Here is a 21873-nt window from a genome sequence, read left to right on the forward strand (position 1 = left end):
TGATATTAGCTATGCTGATAAATTACTTGGTTTCTACGCCATCAGCAGAAACCGACGCGATAGCCACTGCCTCTTTATCCGCCTTTTCTTTAGCGATCCTTTTAGCATAACGCTGCGCCAATACTGCACAGACCATCAATTGAACTTGATGGAATATCATCAGCGGTAAGACCATAACCCCCACCACGGCGGCAGGAAACAGCACGTTAGCCATTGGAATACCATTCGCCAGACTTTTCTTCGAGCCACAGAACACGATGGTAATCTCATCGGCGGTGTTGAAACCGAGCCAGCGCGCCGCGTAGGTATTGACGACCAACACAATGGTCAGCAACACCATTGAACACACCAATATGGCTAACAGTGACCAGCCGTCGATTTGATGCCAAATTCCCTGCACCACCGCCTCGCTGAAGGCCACATATACCACCAGTAGAATTGATGACCGGTCAGTGATATTGACTAACTTTTTATGGCGCTCGACCCACTTGGCAATCAGTGGACGTGATAAATGGCCCACAATAAATGGCACCATCAATTGCATGACGATAGAACCAATAGCATGCAAGGTATCAGTATCGCCGCCCTGGGTTTGCATTAACATGCCCACCAGAATCGGTGACAAGAAGACCCCAAGAATACTGGAGGCCGAGGCGCTACATATTGCCGCCGCCACATTGCCCCCCGCCACCGAGGTATAGGCAATGGCGGATTGGACTGTCGCGGGCAGCGCGCACAAATAGAGAAAACCCAGATATAACGTAGGCGTTAAAACACCGGGCACCAGCACATTCATGCCCAACCCCAGCAGCGGGAATAAAGCAAAGGTACTGAGGAACACCACCAGATGCAGCTTCCAGTGCCCCATACCGGAGACTATCGCCGCACGCGAAAGTTTGGCTCCATGCATAAAGAATAATAAGGCGATGGCTGCCGTCGTCAGGTGTTCAAACCACACTTTAACTTCCCCTTCACAAGGGAAAATCGAGGCAATGATGACCACCAAAATTAGGACTAATAAAAACTTATCTATTTTTAAACGCTGTAACCAAGACATGCCACTGTAATCCTTCTCCCCAGTGAACTTGACGCCACAAAGTGATTAGCGGCCTCGCTGCGACATCAAGTTCTTTAGGATATCTTTTAAATAAAAAACTGAGTGTCTGATAACACTCAGTTCAGTGTGGCAACTCAGTTTGCAGATGAAACCGGCAGCGCTTTTTTCTGTTGATCAGAGGCGATACCCAGCTCAATCAATTCCATCACTTTAATCGCTTCAGATGCTGGCACCGGATTGGCGGCAATACCTAAAATAGCATCGCGAATACCTGCGTAATAAGCAGGATAATTACCCGGTAATGTCAGTAACGGTTGCTCTGCCAGAACACCATCATGTGACAGTGTCACTATGCCATCGCGCATATCATAGCCCCAGTCAGCCTGAGGTAGACGCTCACCCGCCTTCAGCCTATCTTCCTGAGGGTCCAAGCCAAATTTAATATAGCTGCCTTGCATACCATGGACGATATAGCGCGCAGTTTCTGCCGCTGCCAATACCGTGCCGTGCAGCACCACGCGCTGCCCCGGATAGCTAAGAATGGCATGGAAATAATCAACCGACTGCGCACCTGGGCGCAACATCCCCAGATCCACATTCAAGGTTTCAGGTAAGCCAAACAGTTGCAGCGCCTGATCCAGCAGATGCGGCCCCAAATCGTACCAAATGCCACTGCCCGCACCGGCTTGTTCACGCCAGCGTTGGCGGATCTCCGGGCGATAGCGGTCAAAATGAGATTCAAAATAGACCACTTTCCCCAGCGCACCTTCTGCCAGCAAGGTTTTGAGGGTGAGAAAATCGCTATCCCAACGACGGTTGTGGAACACCGATAGCAATAAACCGGCGTCATCTGCTTGTTTTTTCAGCTCATTAGCTTGTGACAGTGTCACGGTAAACGGCTTATCGACCACCACATTTTTACCCGCTTCTAATGCTCTTTGCGCCAGCGGGAAATGGGTATCATTGGGGGTTGGAATAACGATGAGGTCGATGGCAGGATCATCAAATAGTGCTTGTGGGTCAGCAACGACAGTCATTGATGGCCAGTCGGCATGAACTTTACTGGCATCACTGCTGGAAACGCCTGCCAGTTCCAGTCCCGGCGTCCCCATAATCAGCGGTGCATGGAACGTTTTACTGGCGTAGCCATAGCCCAGTAAACCTACTTTTATCTTGTCGGCCATTTTGTTTCCCCTTGCCCGGAATATTCGTCATCTTTACACTTCAAGTGGATCGATTTGACACCATGATGAATCCCGCGACAAGAGGTAATTTTAGACTTAACATTTCTGGCGGGATTAAATCCGCACCATCGCCTCCGAATTATCGCGCCATTCTGGCTGGCGCAAACTGCGTTGCGGGTAGTTGGTTTCAATACTGCGCCGCCTGAAATCACTGGGGCTGACCCCAACACGCTTGCGGAAAACACGCGAGAAATAGAGCTGGTCATCATAGCCCACCACCCGGCCAATAGTGGCTATCGGCTCTTGGGTGGTTTGCAGCAATAATTTAGCCCGAATAACACGTTGGTCTTCGCGCCAGCGCAGGATATTGATCCCCACTTGCTCGCGAAATAGGTGCGCTAACCGTGACGGCGACAGGCATACATGGCGGGCAACCTCATCAATGCGCAGTTCACCGGCCAGATTGCCGGTAATAAACTGGCAGGCTTCGATAACTCGCGGGTCCATAATACGTTGCGGGCTAAGAGGATCTTCTTCCATGGCACGCAGCAGCAGCCGCTCCAGTAAGTTCATCCCCAACTCTTCACCAAAACGGCGGCCCGACTTTTGTGTCTGCTCAATATTGGCGAACAGGCGGTCAAACTCCAGCAGCAAGTTATTATTAGGTAAAGATAAGCGCCCAACTTCGTGGGTTTTGCTGTGCCACTCTAACCAGTCGGCCCAGTAGGCCCGTGGTCGGAAATAGACCCAACGATGATACCAGCAGTCACTGTTCGGTGAGCGGCCATAGTAGTGCGATGCTTTCGGCGGGAATAACAGCAAGTCACCGGGATTACTGTAAAACGTATTTTCACCGTCAAAAATCTTACCCTGACCTTTAATCGTCAGATTTAGAATATAGCCCTTCATGCCACCCGGCCGGTCGATAAAGAAATCGAGTGGTCCATCTGCCAGAATCGGGGTTAATCCCGCGACCAGATAGGCGTTAAAGGTGTAGCCTGGCAGTAAGGGATTGGGTTGCGGTTCCTGAACCATTCGATGATACATTTAGCCTCCCTGGAGTCTTTGTCTGTTATGTATTCAAATTCGCATGCTTATTTCAGTTTATCGGGCAGATTTCGCGCTGCCCGATAGTGATGACAGAATTGTGAGCCAGATAGGCTTTTTATGGACTTTTCTGCCACTTGCGTGTTTATACCGTCCGTTTAGCCAGCTGTTTGTAGCGGTCGAAGATAACCGCCGCCAGTAGGATCAAGCCACGTACCACGTATTGAGAGAATGGCGAAATATTCAGCAGGTTCATGGCATTTTCAACTGTCCCCAGAATCAAGATCCCGGCAATAACATAGGAAATTTTGCCAATCCCGCCTTTGAGTGAAACGCCACCCAACACACAAGCAGAGATAACAATCAGCTCGTAACCAATGGAGGTCATGGGCTGACCACTGGTCATGCGCGAAGCCAGAATAATCCCCGCGGCGGCAGAAACCAGGCCAGATAATACGAAGATGATAATTTTGGTGCGCACCACCGGCACCCCAGCCAGGCGGGCGGCATCTTCATTCCCACCGATAGCCAGTGTATTGCGACCAAAAGTAGTTTTATTCAATAAGAAGCCGAACAAGGCCAGACAAGCAATGGTTATCCAGATCGGTGCCGGTAAGCCGAACCAGTTGGTATAACCGAGGGCAAAGAAGCGTTCATCTTCGATACCCACCGCTTTACCATCAGAAATGATATACGCCAGACCACGGACAATCTGCATGGTTGCCAAGGTGGTAATCAGGGCGTTAATTTTCAGCCGGGCAATAACAAAGCCATTAATTAAGCCACACAGCGCCCCCAGCAGCAAACCCGCGCCAACCCCAATCCACAGGCTTTCAGTCATATTAATCACCACCGCCGTGGTGACACCCGCGCAAGCAATAACCGAGGCTACCGATAAGTCAAAATCACCGGATGCCAGACAAAACAGCATGCCGCACGCCACCATGCCCGACATCGAAATGGCCAGCCCCAGCCCTTTCATATTGATAAATGAGCCAAAGTTCGGCACAAAAATGACACAGCCGATAAAGACCACCGCAAACACCACCAGCATGCCGTAGCTGTCCCAAATGCGGGATAACCCTAGCCCCCCTTTAGCGGGAGCCTCTTGCGGTGGCGGCGACTGAGGTGAGGTCGGGGTCTTCTTATCTGAATTCAAAGTAACGCTGGACATAGTTAACTCCTTCACAATCAGGCAACCGCAGGCGCGGCATTAGTAGCAATATTCGGGGCACGCAGCATCGCCAGACTTAGCGCCTGCTCTTCAGTGGCATGACCGTGATCTAATTCACCGGAAATAGCCCCTTCACGCATCACCACAATCCTATCCGCCAGCCCAAGAACTTCGGGCAAATCGCTGGAGGCGAACAGCACGGCAATGCCCTGTTTCGCCAAGGCATAAATCACGTTATAGATTTCATGCTTAGCGCCGACGTCAATACCGCGCGTCGGCTCATCCAGCAGGATCACTTTCATATCCTCGGATAACCAGCGGCCTAAAATGGCTTTCTGCTGATTACCGCCAGATAAATTCATAATCAACTGCTGGGGGCCAGGCGTTTTGATATTCAATGACTGAATGCGTAATGCTGCATTTTCCTGCTCCCAGCGATTATTAATCAGGCAGCCCGCCGTCAGTGTCTTGCGCCGGGCGCTGATATTGATGTTGTCCTGCACCGAATGCACCGGAATGATGCCGTCTGCTTTACGATCCTCAGGACACAGCATGATCCCGGCAGTGATAGCATCAATGGGTGAGCGAATAGCCAGTGTTTTTCCATCCAACAAGACCTGCCCACTGGTCAGTTTGGTGCCGCCAAATAGCCCTTTCAGTAATTCACTGCGCCCAGCGCCGACCAAACCAAACAAGCCGACAATCTCGCCTTGATGCACCGTCAGACTGATCGGTGATTTCACACCAATGGCTTTCACCTCTTGCAGCGTGAGACGTTCAGGGCCGATCTCCCGTGGCTGATAGCCATAAATATCCCCCAGATTGCGCCCCACCATGGCTTGCACCAGCGAGTCATTATTGACCTGCTCCATATCAGCAAAGGTGCGCACATAGCGGCCATCTTTAAACACGGTAATGGCATCACTCAGTGCAAAAATTTCTTCCATACGGTGGGAGACATACAAAATAACCCGCCCTTCGGCGCGCAGTTCGCGGATGACCCGGAACAGTTGTTCGATTTCTCTGGCGGAGAGCGAGCTGGTGGGCTCATCAAAGGCAATGATTTTGGCATTGCGGGCCAACGCTTTGGCAATTTCCACCATCTGCCATTGGCCGATGGAGAGGTATTTCAGTGGCGTGTCGGGATCAATATCCAGCCCTAAATGTGCGAGCTGCAAACTGGACTCATAGCGCAGTAATTTGCGGTCAACCATGCCCATCTTGGTAGGCAATTGGCCTAAATAGATATTTTCTGCCACGGTCATTTCTGGAACCAAATGTAGCTCCTGATAAATGATCGCTACTCCGGCGTCGAGCGCCTCGGTGGTATTGGTAAAATTAACCACTTGGCCTTTAATGTGGATTTCGCCCTGCGTCGGCTGATAATTACCACTGAGAATCTTCAACAGAGTGGATTTTCCTGCACCATTCTCCCCCATCAGGGCGTGGATTTGACCGGCCTGACAGGTAAAACTGATATCATCCAGCGCTTGAACACCGGGGAAACTTTTGCCGATGCCACAAAAAGCCAGATAAGGTGACTGCTCGGCTTCCAGCTCGGCTTGTAACGCAGAATGGAGTGCTGACATGATGGCTTCCTTATAAAGTTTGGGTTGCACTGCACCACGTAACACGATGATAAATAACTGTGTGGTGAGGTGGGCAAGCCGTAGCCTGCCCCCAGTGCGTCAGAGCCTGTATCTCCATAAGATATGGCAGGATTACATCAAGCCTTTTTTCTCTAATTCGACTTTGAAATTATCCCGCGTGATCAGCACCACATCCGTAACTTCAGTAAATTTGGCCGGTTCAACATCTTTGGTGACCCAGTCATGCAGCATCTGAATACTCTTGTAGCCGTGAATATCCGGGCTTGGTAACAGAGAACCATAGAAGCCGGTAGCCTGGCCTTTCGACAGCTCACTCACCGCATCCACGCCATTAATACCAATCCCAATCACATTCGGTGCCTTGAAGCCTTGGCCTTCAGTGGCCCGCACGCCGCCCAAGACGGTGTTGTCGTTCATCCCAACAATCAGCCAGTTTTTCACTTCAGGGTGCTGTACCAGCATGGAGTTGGCGGCATCAAATGCCCCCGGAATATCATTGGATTTGGTCGGCACTTTATAGATTTGTTTCTCTGGGAAGCCCGCCGCTTTCAGCGCGTCCATTGAGCCACTGGTACGACGACGGGCAGTATCCAGCTCGTCAGAAGTGATCGCCATAACCGCGGTTTCTGCTGGCTGCCAGCCGCGTTTATTCATCTCTTTCCACAGCTCCTGCCCTTGGCGCTCACCAATTTTGGTCGCCGCCATCATTACCAATGGCACGCTGTCCATCGGTTTGCCTTTGGCATTGACGAATTGGTCGTCAACAGCGATCACTTTCAGGTTATAACTGCGCGCCTTCGCCTCGATGGCCGGCCCCAGTTTCGGATCAGGGGTACAAATAACAAAACCTTTCGCGCCACTGGCTGCCAGACTATCAATGGCATTTAGCGTTTTTTCACCATCGGGCACGGCAATTTTTATCACTTCGAAACCTAAATCTTTGCCAGCTTTATCGGCGAACTTCCATTCGGTCTGGAACCAGGGCTCTTCAGGCTGTTTGACCAGAAAGCCGAGTTTCATGCTTTCTGCTATAGCTGAATGTGACATAACTGCCGCTAACCCAACCACTGCCAGCGCCTTAGTTAATTTATGCATAGTGTTCTCCGGACTGTTTTTGTAGGAAGAGATGTTTTTTGTTTATTAAATCGTCAACCACACCAATCAACCGATTTTTTGTGGAAACGTTATCAATAGTATTTTTCAGCTTCAGTGCGGCTGTATGCTTTATTAAAAGCCACTTAACCTCACCACACCCGGTAAGACGGTGATAGTTTTAGCGTTAATTCCCCTTCAGAATGTAGAGCGCTATCACATCCAGGGATTACAGTTTATTTATCCATATATTCAGCAAATTTAACCTCTCTCTAACTTTTGACTGACATCACAAAAACGCTGTAGGAAGCAAGAAAGTACATACTTCCAGCTATTGGCTCCTCACATCTTGCGGCCACTCACTCCTATGGTTATTGCCAATGAACTCTTGTTTTCTGTAATCGTTAGGAGCCCCCCATGGCAGGCGACGTTATATCGGCAGGCGGTCCTTTATCGGAAAACCGCCTTTTATCCCCCCATAGCGCTATCGCACTTGGGTTGGATTTTGGCAGCGATTCCGTCCGGGTATTGGCGGTGGATTGCCAGCATGGCACCGAGATCGATACCGAAGTGGTCTATTACCCTCGCTGGCAGCAGGGTCTCTACAGTCAGGCAGCACAAAATCAGTTTCGCCATCATCCCCTCGACTATATAGAAGCCATGGAACAGGCGATCCGGCAGGTGGTGAATCGCCTGTCGCCCCAACAGCGCCAGCAGATTGTCGGTATTGGTGTTGATACCACCGGCTCGACGCCAGCCCCGATTGATGAACAAGGTCAGGTATTGGCGCTGCGTCCGGATTTTGCCGACAACCCCAATGCCATGTTCGTGTTATGGAAAGACCACACCGCCATTGAAGAAGCTGAAGAAATCAACCGTTTATGTCGTAGTGGTGAATTTGCTGACTATTCGCGCTACATCGGCGGTGTTTACTCTTCCGAATGGTTCTGGGCCAAAATTCTGCATGTGACCCGCGCGGATAAAGCAGTGCGTGATGCTGCGGTGTCATGGATTGAACTGTGCGACTGGGTTCCGGCGCTACTCTCAGGCACCACTGCCCCACAGGATATTCAACGTGGCCGTTGCAGCGCCGGGCATAAAAGCTTGTGGCATCCCTCTTGGGGCGGCTTACCACCACGGGAATTCTTGGCGGCTCTGGATAGCAGTCTGGTTAACAAGCTTGATTACCCGATGTTTACAGATACCTATACCGCCGAACGTCCGGTGGGGATGATTACAGCTGAATGGGCCGAGCGTTTGGGATTACCGGCCACGGTGGCTATTTCCGGCGGCGCATTCGACTGCCATATGGGTGCGGTTGGTGCAGGTGCCCAGCCTTATACCTTGGTCAAAGTTATTGGCACGTCTACTTGTGATATTTTGATTGCAGATGAGAAATTGGTGGGTGACCGGGCCATTGCCGGGATCTGTGGGCAGGTTGAGGGCAGCGTGGTTCCCGGCTGGATTGGCATGGAAGCGGGTCAATCGGCATTTGGTGATATGTATGCCTGGTTTAGCCGATTATTAAGCTGGCCATTGCAGCAGGCCGCACTGGCGCAACCCGAATTGCAGCCCCAGCTCAAACAGATTGAATCCACCCTGCTCGCCGCGCTAACCACTGCGTGGGCTAAAAACCCCTCCCTTGATCACCTGCCGATAGTCTTGGATTGGTTCAATGGCCGCCGCACCCCGAATGCCAATCAGCGGCTAAAAGGTGTGATTACCGACCTTAATCTGGGAACTGACGCCCCGACATTATTTGGTGGATTTATCGCGGCCACTGCCTTTGGGGCGCGCGCCATTATGGAATGCTTTGAACAGCAGGATATTCCGGTGGAGAACGTGCTGGCATTAGGCGGTATTGCGCGGAAATCACCGGTTATCATGCAGGTTTGTGCTGATGTGATGAATCGACCATTACAGATAGTCGCATCAGATCAATGTTGTGCTCTGGGGGCCGCCATTTTTGCGGCAGTGGCTGCGGGGGTCTTTGCTGATGTCCCGGCGGCACAGCGCCAGATGGCGTGTAAGATTGAACGCACCCTGACGCCGAATGCGGCACAAGTCGCACGCTATCAACAGCTTTATCAACGCTATCAACAGTGGTGCATATCGGCAGAGCCACACTACGCGCCGGTCACCGACGCTAAGCACTGATTGATAACAAAACCTATTTTTCCCCAAAGAAATTGGAGTGCCAGATGGACGTATTCAAGCAATCAGAAGTGTGGTTTGTGATCGGCAGTCAGAACCTGTATGGCCCTAAAACCCTGCAACAAGTTATGGATAATGCCCATCATGTCGTCAATAACCTGAACAGTGAGGCGGGTTTACCGGTCAAATTGGTGCTGAAACCTTTGGTCACCACACCGGATGAAATCACCGCCCTGTGCCGTGAAGCAAATTACGACACCGCCTGTATCGGCATCATGACTTGGCTGCATACCTTCTCACCTGCCAAAATGTGGATTGGTGGGTTGAGTATTCTGCATAAACCGTTACTGCAATTCCATACCCAGTTTAATGCCCAGATCCCGTGGGAAACCATGGATATGGACTTTATGAACTTGAACCAAACAGCCCACGGTGGCCGTGAGTTTGGTTTTATCGGTGCCCGTATGCGCCAGCAACATAGTGTTATCACCGGCCATTGGCAGGATAAAGCGGCCCACCAGCGCATTGGTCAGTGGATGCGTGTCGCTGCCGCCAAACAGGAAAGCCAACAGCTCAAAGTGGCGCGTTTTGGCGACAATATGCGTGAAGTGGCCGTCACCGATGGGGATAAAGTTGCGGCGCAAATCCAGTTCGGCTACTCGGTAAATGCCTACGGCATCGGTGATTTGGTCAGCGTAGTGGATGCGGTCAGTCAAGGCGATATTGATGCTCTGGTTGAAGAGTATGAGGCAACCTATCGCTTGACTGATGCGGTGAAATTGCACGGCAATAAACGTGAAAACCTGCTGGATGCGGCACGCATTGAGCTGGGTATGAAGCGCTTCCTTGAGCAAGGCGGCTTTAAAGCCTTTACCACCAACTTTGAAAACTTGTATGGCCTGAAACAGTTACCGGGGTTAGCGGTTCAACGTCTCATGCAACAAGGCTATGGTTTTGGTGGCGAAGGCGACTGGAAAACTGCGGCGCTGTTGCGCATTCTGAAAGTGATGGGAACCGGCCTGAAAGGCGGGACGTCCTTTATGGAGGATTATACCTATAACTTCCAGCCGGATAATGACTTGGTGGTTGGCTCTCATATGCTGGAAGTGTGCCCATCGATCGCCAAAGAAGAGAAACCGCTGCTGGATGTACAACATTTGGGTATTGGCGGCAAAGCAGACCCGGCGCGTTTGATCTTCTCGACCCCCGCTGGCCCGGCATTGAATGCTAGCCTGATTGATATGGGTAACCGCTTCCGCTTACTGGTCAATGTGGTTGATACCGTTGAGCAGCCGCACCCGCTGCCAAAACTGCCGGTCGCTCGCGCTATCTGGCAAGCCCAACCGTCACTGGCAACCGCCGCCGAAGCCTGGATTATTGCCGGTGGCGCGCATCATACCGTGTTCTCTCAAGCTATCGGTGTCGATGAATTGCGCCTGTATGCCGAGATGCACGGGATTGAATTCCTGCTGATCGATAATGACACCACTTTGCCAGCGTTTAAAAATGAAATCCGCTGGAATGAAGTCTATTATCACCTGAATCATTGAGTTACGTGCAATAACAACTTAGCTTTTTGATTATCAACGCCGTAAACAATGCCGTAAACAATGCCGTAAACTCCGGGGGCTTCACCGCCCCCTTATTATCTGCTGTTTCCAATCCCCTGCTTCTAACGCTTTGGCCAGCACCACTCAGGCGTAGTTTCTTGCTGTATGGTTGTTTCACTGAGTTGCTTAGCCAGCAAAAAATGACGGCAATTCTCTTCCTGCTGCAATGCCGCCACCAACCCGGCAGCATGAGAAACCACAATCACTTGAGTGTGTTGCGCCGCCTGAGCAATCAACCGGGCTAAGGGTTGCAGCAAATCGGCATGCAGACTGATTTCCGGTTCGTTCAGAATCATCATCTCGGGGGGACGTGGCGAGAGTAATGCTGCCACCAGCAACAAATAGCGCAAAGTGCCATCTGACAACTCCGCCACTTTAAGCGGCCTCAGCAAACCCTGTTGCGACAGCAGAATCTCAAAATTGGGTAGGATTTCCAGAGTGGTGCCGGGGAAAGCATCGGCAATGGTATAGTTCAGCGCGGCGGAATCGCCTATTTCGATGATGGTTTGCAGTGCAGCAGCCAGATCTGCGCCATCACTGGCGAGTACCGGCGTATAAGTTCCGACTTGCGGTTGGCGTGCCGGTGCATAGCGATCGGTGCGTAAATTGTCATAAAAACGCCATGCCCGCATGCGTTCGCGCATCACCAGAATCTCCGGGGCATCACGCGGATCAGTACCGTGCGTCATCATGCTGTCATAGGGAGCCAGTCCGTGATGTGCCTCCTGCCAAATACCGCGCTCATCACGAATACGAATACTCGGGCCACGGCGTTCAGCGAAAACATTGCTGTGGTGCAGTGTGTCGCCGCACCACAGGCTTTCAATCTTAATTTCGGGATCTTTGGCAAAATAGGATTCTGTCGGGGGCGCTAATCCTAAATCAATGGCATAACCGTAGTCTTCACCAGAAAACCCCAATTTCAAGCCGACCGGATGATGACGCACCACACCCTGAATAGGTTGCTCCCCGCGTTTCACTGCTGTGGAGAATGATTCAGGCCCGGCCCAGAGTGTGGATTGCAATCCGCCCTCGGTGGCCAGTGATTGAATAATCCGCCCCTGACCAATATCGGACAGCAATCTTAGCGCCCGATAGAGGCTGGATTTTCCGCTGCCATTCGCCCCGGTAATCACATTCAATTGACCTAATTCAAGCACCACATCGCGTAAAGAGCGATAACCAGAGATAGCAAGCCGAGTAATCATAATCCTCTCTTTTGAAATAACCTGTCCCGCGCTAACCGAGCCATTGATTATAGAAATCCACCCGGTTCATGTTACTTCAGTGTAAAGCGGTAGAATATAGGCAAAACTTTAGGTTAAATTGATTTTTAATTTTGGAAGTAGTAGTGTTGAACTACGTATAATTACATAAAAATCAGACGGTTTGTTATGCCAATCATTCAATCTGTTGAGCGTGCTTTACGCATTCTGGATCTTTTCGATGAACACTCTACCGAATTAAAGATTACCGAGATCAGTACCCTGATGGGGCTGCATAAAAGTACACTTCATTCTTTACTAAAAACACTTCAAGCCCAAGGTTATATCAGCCAAAACCCCGACAACGGAAAGTATCGTTTGGGCATGAAGCTGGTAGAGCGTGGGGATTTTGTTGTTCATTCGATCGACATCAGGCAAAAAGCTAATAATTATCTGGTTGATTTATCAGTAAAAACAGGTCAAACCACGCATTTAGGTATCCTTGATGGCAAAGAAGGTGTTTATATCGACAAGGTCGAGGGTAAAAAAGCCATTATTACTTATTCCAGAATAGGTCGTCGGCTCCCTATCCACTCCACGGCGATTGGTAAGGTGCTGATAGCTTTCAAAAATCAAAATGAAATTGACGCGCTGCTAAAAGATTATCTCTACACCAAGCAGACAGAACAGTCGATTACCGATAGTAAGCAATTTCTTGCAGAACTTGAGCAGGTCAGAGTTTTGGGTTACGCCGTCGATAATCAAGAGAATGAACAAGGTGTAAAATGTGCTTCCGTGCCTATTTGGAATCACGAGAAGCGGGTTATCGCGGCAATAAGTATTTCTACCTTGATTGCACGTGTCAATGATCAAGAACTACAGGAATATATAGAATTATTGAAAACTGCCGGACATGAGTTATCGCAACAATTAGGTTTTAAAAATAGTTAATCTTTAAAAATAATTAATTTTTGAAAGTGGTTAAATTAAAAAAAACCGAACACAAATATCACCTATCAATGTTAGAAAATAATAATAAACCAGTAATAGCGCATAGGTATATTACTGGTTTATTCAACCGGTTTATTTTAGAGCTTATCTATCAGACGATAGTTTTATATAAAAGAATTGAGTAACAAGATGAAACATAACCCAGATACCGAGACAATGGTTGAAAGAATTGTCCAAGTACCAAATGTTTCTTTCATGGTTAAGCCAAAATATTCTTTAATCATCCAAAAACCAGCATCATTAACATGAGAAGCAATCGCACTTCCTGCACCTGTCGCCAGTGTTACCAAAGCCAGATTAGCATCGTGCTGTCCGAGTGTTGGTAGAACGAGCCCGGCAGTAGAGATAGCCGCTACCGTCGCTGAACCAAGCGAAATCCGTAAAATTGCGGCAACGCCCCAGGCGAGAATAATAGGTGACGCCGAACTACCGGCAAATAAATCAGCGACATACTGCCCGACACCGCCATCAATCAGTACCTGCTTGAAAGCACCACCGCCACCAATGATTAGCAGCATCATACCGATACTGGCAACAGCGGAAGAACAAGACCCCATCAGATTTGTGATTGAGATTTTACGAGACAATCCCATGCTATAAATGGCAAACAGCAAGGAGAGCAACATGGCAACCGAGGCATTACCAATTAACTGAATGGTCGTGATAAATGCATTATCCGGTAACTTAATTTCTTGCTGAATCATTGTAATAATGGTTGCTACCGACATTAGAATAACCGGAAGCATGGCAGTAAAGACACTGATCTTAAACCCTGGGGTGTCATCCAGGTTAAATGTTTTTTGCTCACCCAAAGAGGCAATATTGCCCACTCTTTTGAATCCATCAGGAACGATTTTTTTAGCCAGTTTGTTAAACACCGGACCGGCAAGAATAACGGTGGGGATCCCGACAATAATGCCATAAAGCAGGACGGAGCCAATATCAGCACCATACTCGGCGGCAATCATGGTGGGTCCTGGGTGCGGCGGTAGGAAACCATGAGTAACCAGTAATGCTGAAGCCATCGGTATGCCAAGATGCAATATTGAAACTTTCAGCTGCTTGGCAATAGTGAACACAATCGGAATCAATAATACTAAGCCGACCTCGAAGAACAGTGCAATACCAACAATAAATGAGGCAACCACAACCGCCCATTGAATGTTTTTCTCGCCAAATTTGTTAATCAGGGTTATTGCAATACGTTGAGCACCGCCTGCATCTGCAATTAATCGCCCTAACATTGCCCCAATACCAAAGATTAAAGCAATGTGGCCAAGAGTTCCCCCTAGCCCTCCTTCGATTGATTTAACAATTTTATTGAGTGGTATCCCTAAAGCTAATGCTACACCGAATGAAACAATAATAAGGGAGACGAAAGTATTTAACTTAAATCGCATAATGAGGATGAGTAAAGCAATGATCCCCATCACTACTATTAGTAATGGCATAATAAACCCTCGGATTAGAAAGTATTAAAAATTAAATTTTTTCTTATATATCAAGGGAAGCCCTATAATTAAATTTATAGAGCGTCCTATTATAATAATGGATGCAGTAAATAATTCAGTTCTTACTTTTCTTAATTATAAGTAAGGAATAACACTAGCTATAGATTATTCACTTATAATAATCTCATCGCCATATATGAATTCTTTATTGCATAACATGCCCTGGTGTTGGCTTTAAATTTTAATTTATTTCCTTTTTGGCTTTATCGGCCAATGTTTGTTGTCCTACGGATATAACTTCGATAATTTTGTCTACGTCATAAATACTCCCAGTCCATGTACCGCCGCTCACAGATTGAAGCGCTGCCCATAAACGCGTATCGTCAGGTAAATCAGCATGAGGTTTCAGATCAGGATGTAGCGATCTTTTTTCCAGAACTGCCGCTGCATCAGTGAAAGAGAGCGGATTATCTTCGGTACCGATAAAGTTAATTGAGCCGACTAAATTATTACGATCAATGATCATTTCAATTATGTCACCATCTCTTAACTTACCAATAGGCCCGCCGACTAAAGCTTCTGGCCCTATATGACCAACACAAGCTCCGGTAGAAACTCCAGAAAAACGCGCGTCAGTCAGTAAGGAAACATATTTACCGTAAGATAAATGCTTAAGGGATGAAGTTAATTGATAAGTTTCTTCCATTCCCGTACCTGACGGGCCACCGCCGATAACAACCATAATATCGCCAGAGTGGATCTCGCCATGTTTGATCGCCGCTATGGCGGCTTTTTCGGAGGTGAAAACCTTAGCTTTGCCGGTATGGCTGTAAATACCATCTTCACCAACGACAGCAGCATCAATTGCCGTGGATTTGATCACTGCACCCTCGGGAGCAATATTTCCGGTTGGGAAAGTGATTGTTGATGTGAGTCCCCTACTTTTAGCTTGCTCGGGGCTCATAATAACCTCGTCGGGATTGACGCCATCAAGCTCCAGCAATCGCTGTTTCAATCGTTCACGCCGTTCAGAAGCCTCCCACCAGTCAAGATTTTTGCCCAATGTTTCACCGGTGACTGTCATAACATCTTCATGCAATAGGCCCAGTTTACGTAAATGCAGCATGACTTCCGGCACACCACCGGCAAGGAAAGCGCGGACTGTTGGATGATAAACTGGACCATTGGGTAAAACACTCACCAAGCGCGGCACCCGCTTATTAATGGCAGTCCAATCTTCAACCGTCGGAATTTTACATTTTGCGGCATGTGCAATCGCGGGTATATGTAAGAGTAAATTGGTTGAACCGCCAAACGCCGCATGGATTGTCATCGCATTTTCAATAGCTTTATCGGTGATAATGTCTTTGGTAGTTATGCCTTTCTGTTTAAGGACTAATACTGCGCGCGCGGATTGTTTAGCAACCTCGAGCCATATTGGTTGACCTGAAGGGGCTAATGCCGAATGAGGTAAAGCGAGCCCCAGCCCTTCAGCCACAACTTGCGAGGTACCCGCCGTGCCTAAAAATTGACATCCTCCTCCCGGCGAAGCGCAAGCTCTGCAACCTAATTCTGCGGCCTCTTGCAAGGTAAGTTCGCCATTAGCAAACCGCGCACCAATAGTCTGAACTTTACCGGCATCCTCACCTTTGGTCGGCGGTAATGTCGCCCCGCCAGGAACAATGATTGTCGGTAAATCATGCATGGCAGCGAGGGCAATCATCATCGCTGGTAAACCTTTATCGCAAGTTGCTACGCCAATAACGGCTTTACGCGTAGGTAATGAACGAATCAACCGGCGAAAAACAATAGCGGCATCATTCCGATAAGGTAAAGAATCAAACATGCCTATGGTGCCTTGCGAACGTCCATCGCAAGGGTCACTGATATAAGCTGCATAAGGAATACCTTTGGCTTTGGTTATTTCTTCTGCGGCGGCCGTCATTTGCAAACCAATTTCCCAATGCCCGGTATGGTAACCTAAGGCTATTGGTGAACCATCGTGAGCACGAATCCCGCCTTGAGTGCCTAATATCAAGACTTCTGTGCCTAATAATTTATTAGGGTCCCATCCCATCCCGGTATTTAGCGTCAAAGCAAAAATGTTCCCGCTCGGGGAGTCAATCAACATTTCTGGTGTTAAAGGAAGTTCTCCCTTAGGACCTTCGGCATGGGTTTCAATATCGTATATTTTGCTGTTTTCATTATTGAAAATATATTTTATAGACATAAGCAACACCACTCATTTAAACCGCACTGTATCGACTTCGTTAAAGTCGTCTGGTGATGACATATCAGACTAGATATTGAGGTTTAATATCACTATCTGACAATATTGGCATTTTGTAAAATACGCTTAACTTGTTCTCTTTTTTCCTCACTCAGGGGTCGGGTTGGCGGTAATGAATAAGTGGAAATATCCTGTCCACATAATTTCATTGCTTCTTTAACAACATTGACAAAAGGTGAATCAATCTTATAAATCAATGGCAACTGTAACAGTGTTTTATGTAACTCTGCGGCTTGGCCCAAATCCCCAGAAGAAAATGCCTGGAAAATATCAATCGACAATTCCGGTACAAAATTAGCACTGGCGGAAATGGCGCCGTCGCCCCCGAGCAACAGGGTATTTAATAGATGGTCATCAAAACCACAGAATACTGAGAAATTCGGATGTTCGTCTTTAAGAGAAAAAATCATTTCACGAAGATGAGCGATGGAGTCAATCGTTTCCTTGATACCAACAATATTAATATTCTTATCAACGAGTGATTTAACAAACGCTGGAGAAAGATCCTGTCCAGTTAAATTGGGGAAGTTATATAAAATGACAGGTAAATCAACGGATGAGGAAACCTCACTAAAATAGTTAAATAAATTATCTTCAGTCAATTGCCAATAATAGGGATTGATAACAACAATCCCACTCGCGCCAATTGATTGAGCGTGAGTACTTAGCTCAATGGCTTCTCGGGTATTGGTACTTCCGGTACCAATTAATGTCGGGACACGTTTGTCTACATAATTAACCGAAAACTCAGCAACTTGCTTTCTCTCTTCAGTGGACATTTGTGAAAATTCGCCCCCAGTGCCGAGAAAAAATAACCCATCAACCCCTGAGCGGATTAGGAAGTCAATTACCCCCCCCATTCTCACTTTGTCCAATATGCCATCATCGGTAAACAGGGTGGATACCGGTGGAATTATCCCTGAGAACTGCTTGGTTTTATTCATTCTAAAGCCTTATTGTTCGAAATGATGATGACGACAGTCTGTGTATCAATTTCCCAACAGATTGAGACATCCTTATTGTTTTGTTCTACATTATAGAACTTGGTTTTATAATGCACACTATGATATTGCGCCCGAATTTCTCAGGTGTAAATAGTCAAGCTTTATCTGCTTGTTCAATATCGACTGTGGATCACAAAAAAATAATTGTCGCAAATAGGATCATCTCCGCGCCGCCACTCTCGTCAACAGGCACGGATATTCCCTGATAACTGGCCCTCAGCGCCGATACGTCAGATTCGCCCTCAAACAGAAACCGGTTACAGAAACCGGTTGCATAAATAATGGATTCACGAATACACTGGTGGCAGATGCTCTAACAACCTCCCTTTCATTCATTACATAAGAGAGATTTTATGTCTGCTTTCCCGAAGGATTTCTTATGGGGTGCTGCCAGCGCCGCTTATCAAGTTGAAGGTGCCTATGACACTGATGGTAAAGGCCCGTCTATCTGGGATACCTTTTCTCATCTGCCAGGAACCACTTATCAGGGCACCAATGGTGATGTCGCCGTCGATCACTATCATCGTTTTCGTGAAGATGTGGCGCTAATGGCGGAAATGGGCATGAAAAGCTATCGTTTTTCTATTTCATGGCCCCGATTGCTACCCACTGGACGTGGCGAGGTCAACGCCGCTGGGGTCAAATTTTACAGTGAACTGATTGATGCCCTGCTGGAACACCATATCGAGCCGATGATCACCCTGTATCACTGGGATTTACCGCAAGCTTTGCAGGATGAAGGCGGTTGGGAAGCACGCAGCACTGCCGATGCTTTCGAAGAATATGCCCGTTTGTGCTATCAGCACTATGGTGACAGGGTCAAACTTTGGTCTACGTTTAATGAAACCGTCTGTTTTATTGGTTTTGGCTATATTGTCGGCGCTCACCCACCGGGTGTTCAGGATACAGGCCGTGCCATTCAAGCTTGCCACCATGTTTTTGTCGCGCATGCCAAAGCGGTTGCGGCATTCCGCGCCAGCGGTATTGATGGGAAAATAGGTTTTGTGAATGTTTTGCAAACCCATACCCCATTTAGTGATTCACCTGAAGATATGGCGGCCTTCCATTTAGCTGAAGGGATCTTTACCCACTGGCTGTATGATCCTGTATTGAAAGGCGAGTATCCGGCTGAATTATTGGCACAAACACAAGCCATCTGGGGCGTGCCTCAATTTGCGCCAGGTGATGACGCATTACTGCGTGATAATATCTGCGACTTCATTGGGCTGAATTATTATAAGCGCGAGACTGTTGCGGCTAATCAGCAGGAAACCCATTTCACGCTCAACACCTCGGGCCAGAAAGGCTCAGGCCACCAGCAAGGCAATGAGTTTGGCTTTAAGGGATTGTTTAAGTTTGTGCGTAATCCTAACGGGGTTTATACCGACTGGGACTGGGAAATTTATCCTCAAGGCCTAACTGAAGGCATCATGAATATCAAAGCCCGTTATGGCGATATTCCCATCTATATCACCGAGAATGGTTTGGGCGCCAAAGATGCCATTATTGAGGGTGAAGTGGTTGATGATGATCGGATTGATTATCTGCGCCAACATATTATCGCTATCGAAGACGCCATCAAGCAAGGTGCTGATGTCCGTGGCTACTATCCATGGTCATTTATTGACTTGCTGAGTTGGTTGAATGGGTTCCAGAAGCAATATGGCTTTGTTTATGTCGACCACCAAAAGCAGTTGGCACGCCAACGTAAGAAAAGCTTTTTCTGGTATCAGGAAGTGATTAAATCCAATGGAGAAAAGCTATAATTAGCTGATAAATGTTAATAAATTAAAATGGCTGGGTGTAAATTCACACCCAGCTTTATGGCGATAAATGGAGAGGAAGCTTAGCCGCGATTGATGCTACTCGGTTTGTAATCGCCACAAATGCGCGTAAACCCCGGACTGCGCCAATAACGCTTGATGACTCCCTTGCTCTAAAACTTGCCCCTCCTTTAATACCAAAATACGATGGCACAAGCGCAATGTATTCAAACGATGTGCGATGCAAATGACAGTGCGGTTACGGATAATCTCTGGCAACTGGCGCATGATAGCCGCCTCCGATTCATAATCCAGTGCGCTGGTGGCTTCATCAAGAATTAATATTTTGGGATCTGCCATTAATGCCCTTGCCAATGCCACCCGCTGGCGCTGCCCGCCGGATAGCATGCCACCCCGCTCACCCACGGGTGTTTGATAGCCCTGCTGCAATGACATAATAAAGTCATGAGCGCCCGCCAGCCGCGCAATGTGTTCAACTTGCGCATCATCCGCATCAGGCCGACACTGGCATATATTGTCCCTGATGGTGCCGGAAAACAGCACACTTTCCTGCAATACCACACTCATTTGGCAACGCAAACTGGTGGCATCGGTAATGGCTAAATCCTGCCCATCGACCAGAATCTGCCCGTGCTGCGGGGTGTATAGCCGCTGGAGTAACTTGGTCAAGGTTGACTTGCCGCAACCGGATGGCCCGGTAATACCAATAAATTCGCCCCCGGCAACCTCTAAATTAAGATTTTGGATAACCTCGGCCGTATCAGGCCGATAGCGAAAACGCACCTGCTTGAAGGCCAAACTCCCCGCCATAGCATGGTTTGACACTAGTCCAACACTGCCCGGTTCTGTCGGATAATCCAGAATGCTGCCAATGCGCTGCAAAGAGACTTGGGTATGCTGGAAATCTTGCCATATCTGGGCCAGACGTAAGATAGGTTGCGTGACATAGCCTGAAAACAGGGTGAAAGCGATAAATTGCCCCGGGCTAAGCTCCCCGGCCAGTACCAACATCACGCCACTCCACAGCAAAATCGCCGAAGTCACTTTATTGATCAGCATGATGCCTTGTTCAGCAACATTGGCCGCCCAAGAAGAGGCAAAGGATGCTCGCACATAAGCCGCCAATGAATTGCGCCAACTGCGGTTAAACAAACTCTCAGTAGCCGAGGTTTTGATGGTTTCCAAGCCGCTGATCGCTTCGGTTAGAAAAGCGGTATTATGGGCGCTGGCTTCATATTCACGTTCCACCCGCCGGCGCAACACGCCGCTCACTGCCCACCAAAACAGCAAATAACACCCGAGCGAGAAGATAACTATCCAGGTCAGTTGTTGGCTGTAGCAAAACATCACCGCAATAAAGGTACTGACGAAGACTAAATCCAGCAACATGGTCAGGGCTGAACCGGTTAAGAAACTGCGGATTTGCTCCATTTCCCGGACTTTAGCGATGGTTTTCCCGGTTTGCTGTGCCGCGAAATAGCCCAGTGGCAACCCTAATAAATGACGATAAAGGCCGGTATTGAGTTCTGCGCCTACCCGGCTGGATAAATGTGAAAACAGCCAGCCGCGCAAAAAGGTATAGCAAGGCTCGGCAATCGCCAATGCAATCATGGCGGTACCCAGCACCATTAAACTGCCTACCCCACGGCTCACCAGCACTTTGTCGATCACCGTTTCAAATAGCATCGGCGTCACTAACAAGATGCCCTGCAACAGCAGTGAAACCAAAATAATGTTACGTAACTGATGGCGATACTTAGTGATTACCGGAATAAACCAGCTAAAACCAAAAGCGGTTTTCTTTCGTGCTGAGGGTTCCGCTTTCGCTAATAAGATAGCCTCGCCACACCACAAACCGGCGAGTTCCTGCTGGCTTATCTGTTGCTGTTGCCCAGTGGCTGAGAAATAAATGAGCGCCCCTTGTTCATTAAGCGCCAGTAGTACATACCACTCAGTGCCATTACGGAACAAAATAGGCAGCGTCAGATGGCGTAAACGCTCAAATGATTGGCTAACAACTCTGGCACGCAAACCAATCCAACTTGCACTGCGGCACAGGGCAATGTTATCTATTTGCTGGGGAGCTAATCCAAGTTTGTGCGCTAACACCGGGACCTCGACGGCAAGATCAAAACAAGCCGCGGCGCGTACCAGTGCCTCCAATGGTTGAATAACCGGAGTTGACGTTGAATGCATCATC

General features: G+C 48.4%; 15 protein-coding genes. 4 read left to right on the forward strand and 11 right to left on the reverse strand.

All coding sequences use genetic code 11. From position 1 onward, the window contains the following. Positions 1-22: 22 nt before the first annotated feature. From FTA96_RS22640 to FTA96_RS22665, 6 genes are all read right to left on the reverse strand, one after another. On the reverse strand, positions 23-1057 hold the full coding sequence (locus FTA96_RS22640) for a bile acid:sodium symporter family protein (protein ID WP_050106959.1): 1035 nt from the start codon (positions 1055-1057) through the stop codon (positions 23-25). 134 nt (positions 1058-1191) lie between these two features. Then, positions 1192-2241: an oxidoreductase gene (locus FTA96_RS22645; protein WP_145508075.1), complete on the reverse strand. Its 1050-nt coding sequence runs from the start codon at positions 2239-2241 to the stop codon at positions 1192-1194. Positions 2242-2355: 114 nt separating this feature from the next. After that, positions 2356-3288 (reverse strand): arabinose operon transcriptional regulator AraC, encoded by a 933-nt coding sequence (araC, locus tag FTA96_RS22650; RefSeq protein ID WP_050106955.1) that lies wholly within the window; start codon positions 3286-3288, stop codon positions 2356-2358. 145 nt (positions 3289-3433) lie between these two features. After that, positions 3434-4462 (reverse strand): L-arabinose ABC transporter permease AraH, encoded by a 1029-nt coding sequence (gene araH / locus FTA96_RS22655; protein WP_050106952.1) that lies wholly within the window; start codon positions 4460-4462, stop codon positions 3434-3436. A gap of 17 nt (positions 4463-4479) precedes the next feature. Next, positions 4480-6051 carry an L-arabinose ABC transporter ATP-binding protein AraG gene (gene araG, locus FTA96_RS22660; protein WP_050106951.1) on the reverse strand — a complete coding sequence of 524 codons (1572 nt, stop codon included), beginning with the start codon at positions 6049-6051 and terminating at the stop codon, positions 4480-4482. A 132-nt stretch (positions 6052-6183) separates the two neighbouring features. Continuing rightward, positions 6184-7167, reverse strand: a complete 984-nt coding sequence (locus tag FTA96_RS22665; protein WP_050106949.1) for an arabinose ABC transporter substrate-binding protein — start codon at positions 7165-7167, stop codon at positions 6184-6186. A gap of 414 nt (positions 7168-7581) precedes the next feature. Here FTA96_RS22665 and FTA96_RS22670 point away from each other — a divergent pair, with 414 nt between their 5' ends. After that, positions 7582-9321 carry a ribulokinase gene (locus tag FTA96_RS22670; protein WP_235895892.1) on the forward strand — a complete coding sequence of 580 codons (1740 nt, stop codon included), beginning with the start codon at positions 7582-7584 and terminating at the stop codon, positions 9319-9321. Positions 9322-9365: 44 nt separating this feature from the next. Continuing rightward, positions 9366-10868, forward strand: a complete 1503-nt coding sequence (gene araA, locus FTA96_RS22675; RefSeq protein ID WP_134957141.1) for an L-arabinose isomerase — start codon at positions 9366-9368, stop codon at positions 10866-10868. A 122-nt stretch (positions 10869-10990) separates the two neighbouring features. Here the strand turns inward: araA and FTA96_RS22680 are convergent, their stop codons facing one another. Further along, on the reverse strand, positions 10991-12136 hold the full coding sequence (locus FTA96_RS22680) for an AAA family ATPase (protein WP_145574949.1): 1146 nt from the start codon (positions 12134-12136) through the stop codon (positions 10991-10993). A 186-nt stretch (positions 12137-12322) separates the two neighbouring features. Between FTA96_RS22680 and FTA96_RS22685 the strand changes: the two genes are divergently transcribed. Further along, positions 12323-13084, forward strand: coding sequence for an IclR family transcriptional regulator (locus tag FTA96_RS22685; protein ID WP_145537673.1), 762 nt, complete (start codon positions 12323-12325; stop codon positions 13082-13084). A gap of 164 nt (positions 13085-13248) precedes the next feature. Here the strand turns inward: FTA96_RS22685 and FTA96_RS22690 are convergent, their stop codons facing one another. The 3 genes from FTA96_RS22690 to FTA96_RS22700 form a co-directional block, all read right to left on the reverse strand. Next, positions 13249-14595 carry a GntP family permease gene (locus FTA96_RS22690; protein WP_050106940.1) on the reverse strand — a complete coding sequence of 449 codons (1347 nt, stop codon included), beginning with the start codon at positions 14593-14595 and terminating at the stop codon, positions 13249-13251. Positions 14596-14836: 241 nt separating this feature from the next. After that, positions 14837-16825, reverse strand: coding sequence for a YjhG/YagF family D-xylonate dehydratase (locus tag FTA96_RS22695; RefSeq protein WP_145574952.1), 1989 nt, complete (start codon positions 16823-16825; stop codon positions 14837-14839). A 92-nt stretch (positions 16826-16917) separates the two neighbouring features. Beyond that, on the reverse strand, positions 16918-17829 hold the full coding sequence (locus FTA96_RS22700) for a dihydrodipicolinate synthase family protein (RefSeq protein ID WP_050106937.1): 912 nt from the start codon (positions 17827-17829) through the stop codon (positions 16918-16920). Positions 17830-18242: 413 nt separating this feature from the next. Between FTA96_RS22700 and FTA96_RS22705 the strand changes: the two genes are divergently transcribed. Beyond that, the gene (locus FTA96_RS22705; RefSeq protein WP_050134427.1) at positions 18243-19655 is read left to right on the forward strand and encodes a glycoside hydrolase family 1 protein; all 1413 of its coding nucleotides are present in this window, start codon (positions 18243-18245) and stop codon (positions 19653-19655) included. Positions 19656-19751: 96 nt separating this feature from the next. Here the strand turns inward: FTA96_RS22705 and FTA96_RS22710 are convergent, their stop codons facing one another. Further along, positions 19752-21872 (reverse strand): type I secretion system permease/ATPase, encoded by a 2121-nt coding sequence (locus FTA96_RS22710; protein WP_145574955.1) that lies wholly within the window; start codon positions 21870-21872, stop codon positions 19752-19754. Position 21873 lies beyond the last annotated feature (1 nt).

Source organism: Yersinia alsatica, assembly GCF_902170305.1.
GTDB lineage: Bacteria > Pseudomonadota > Gammaproteobacteria > Enterobacterales > Enterobacteriaceae > Yersinia > Yersinia alsatica.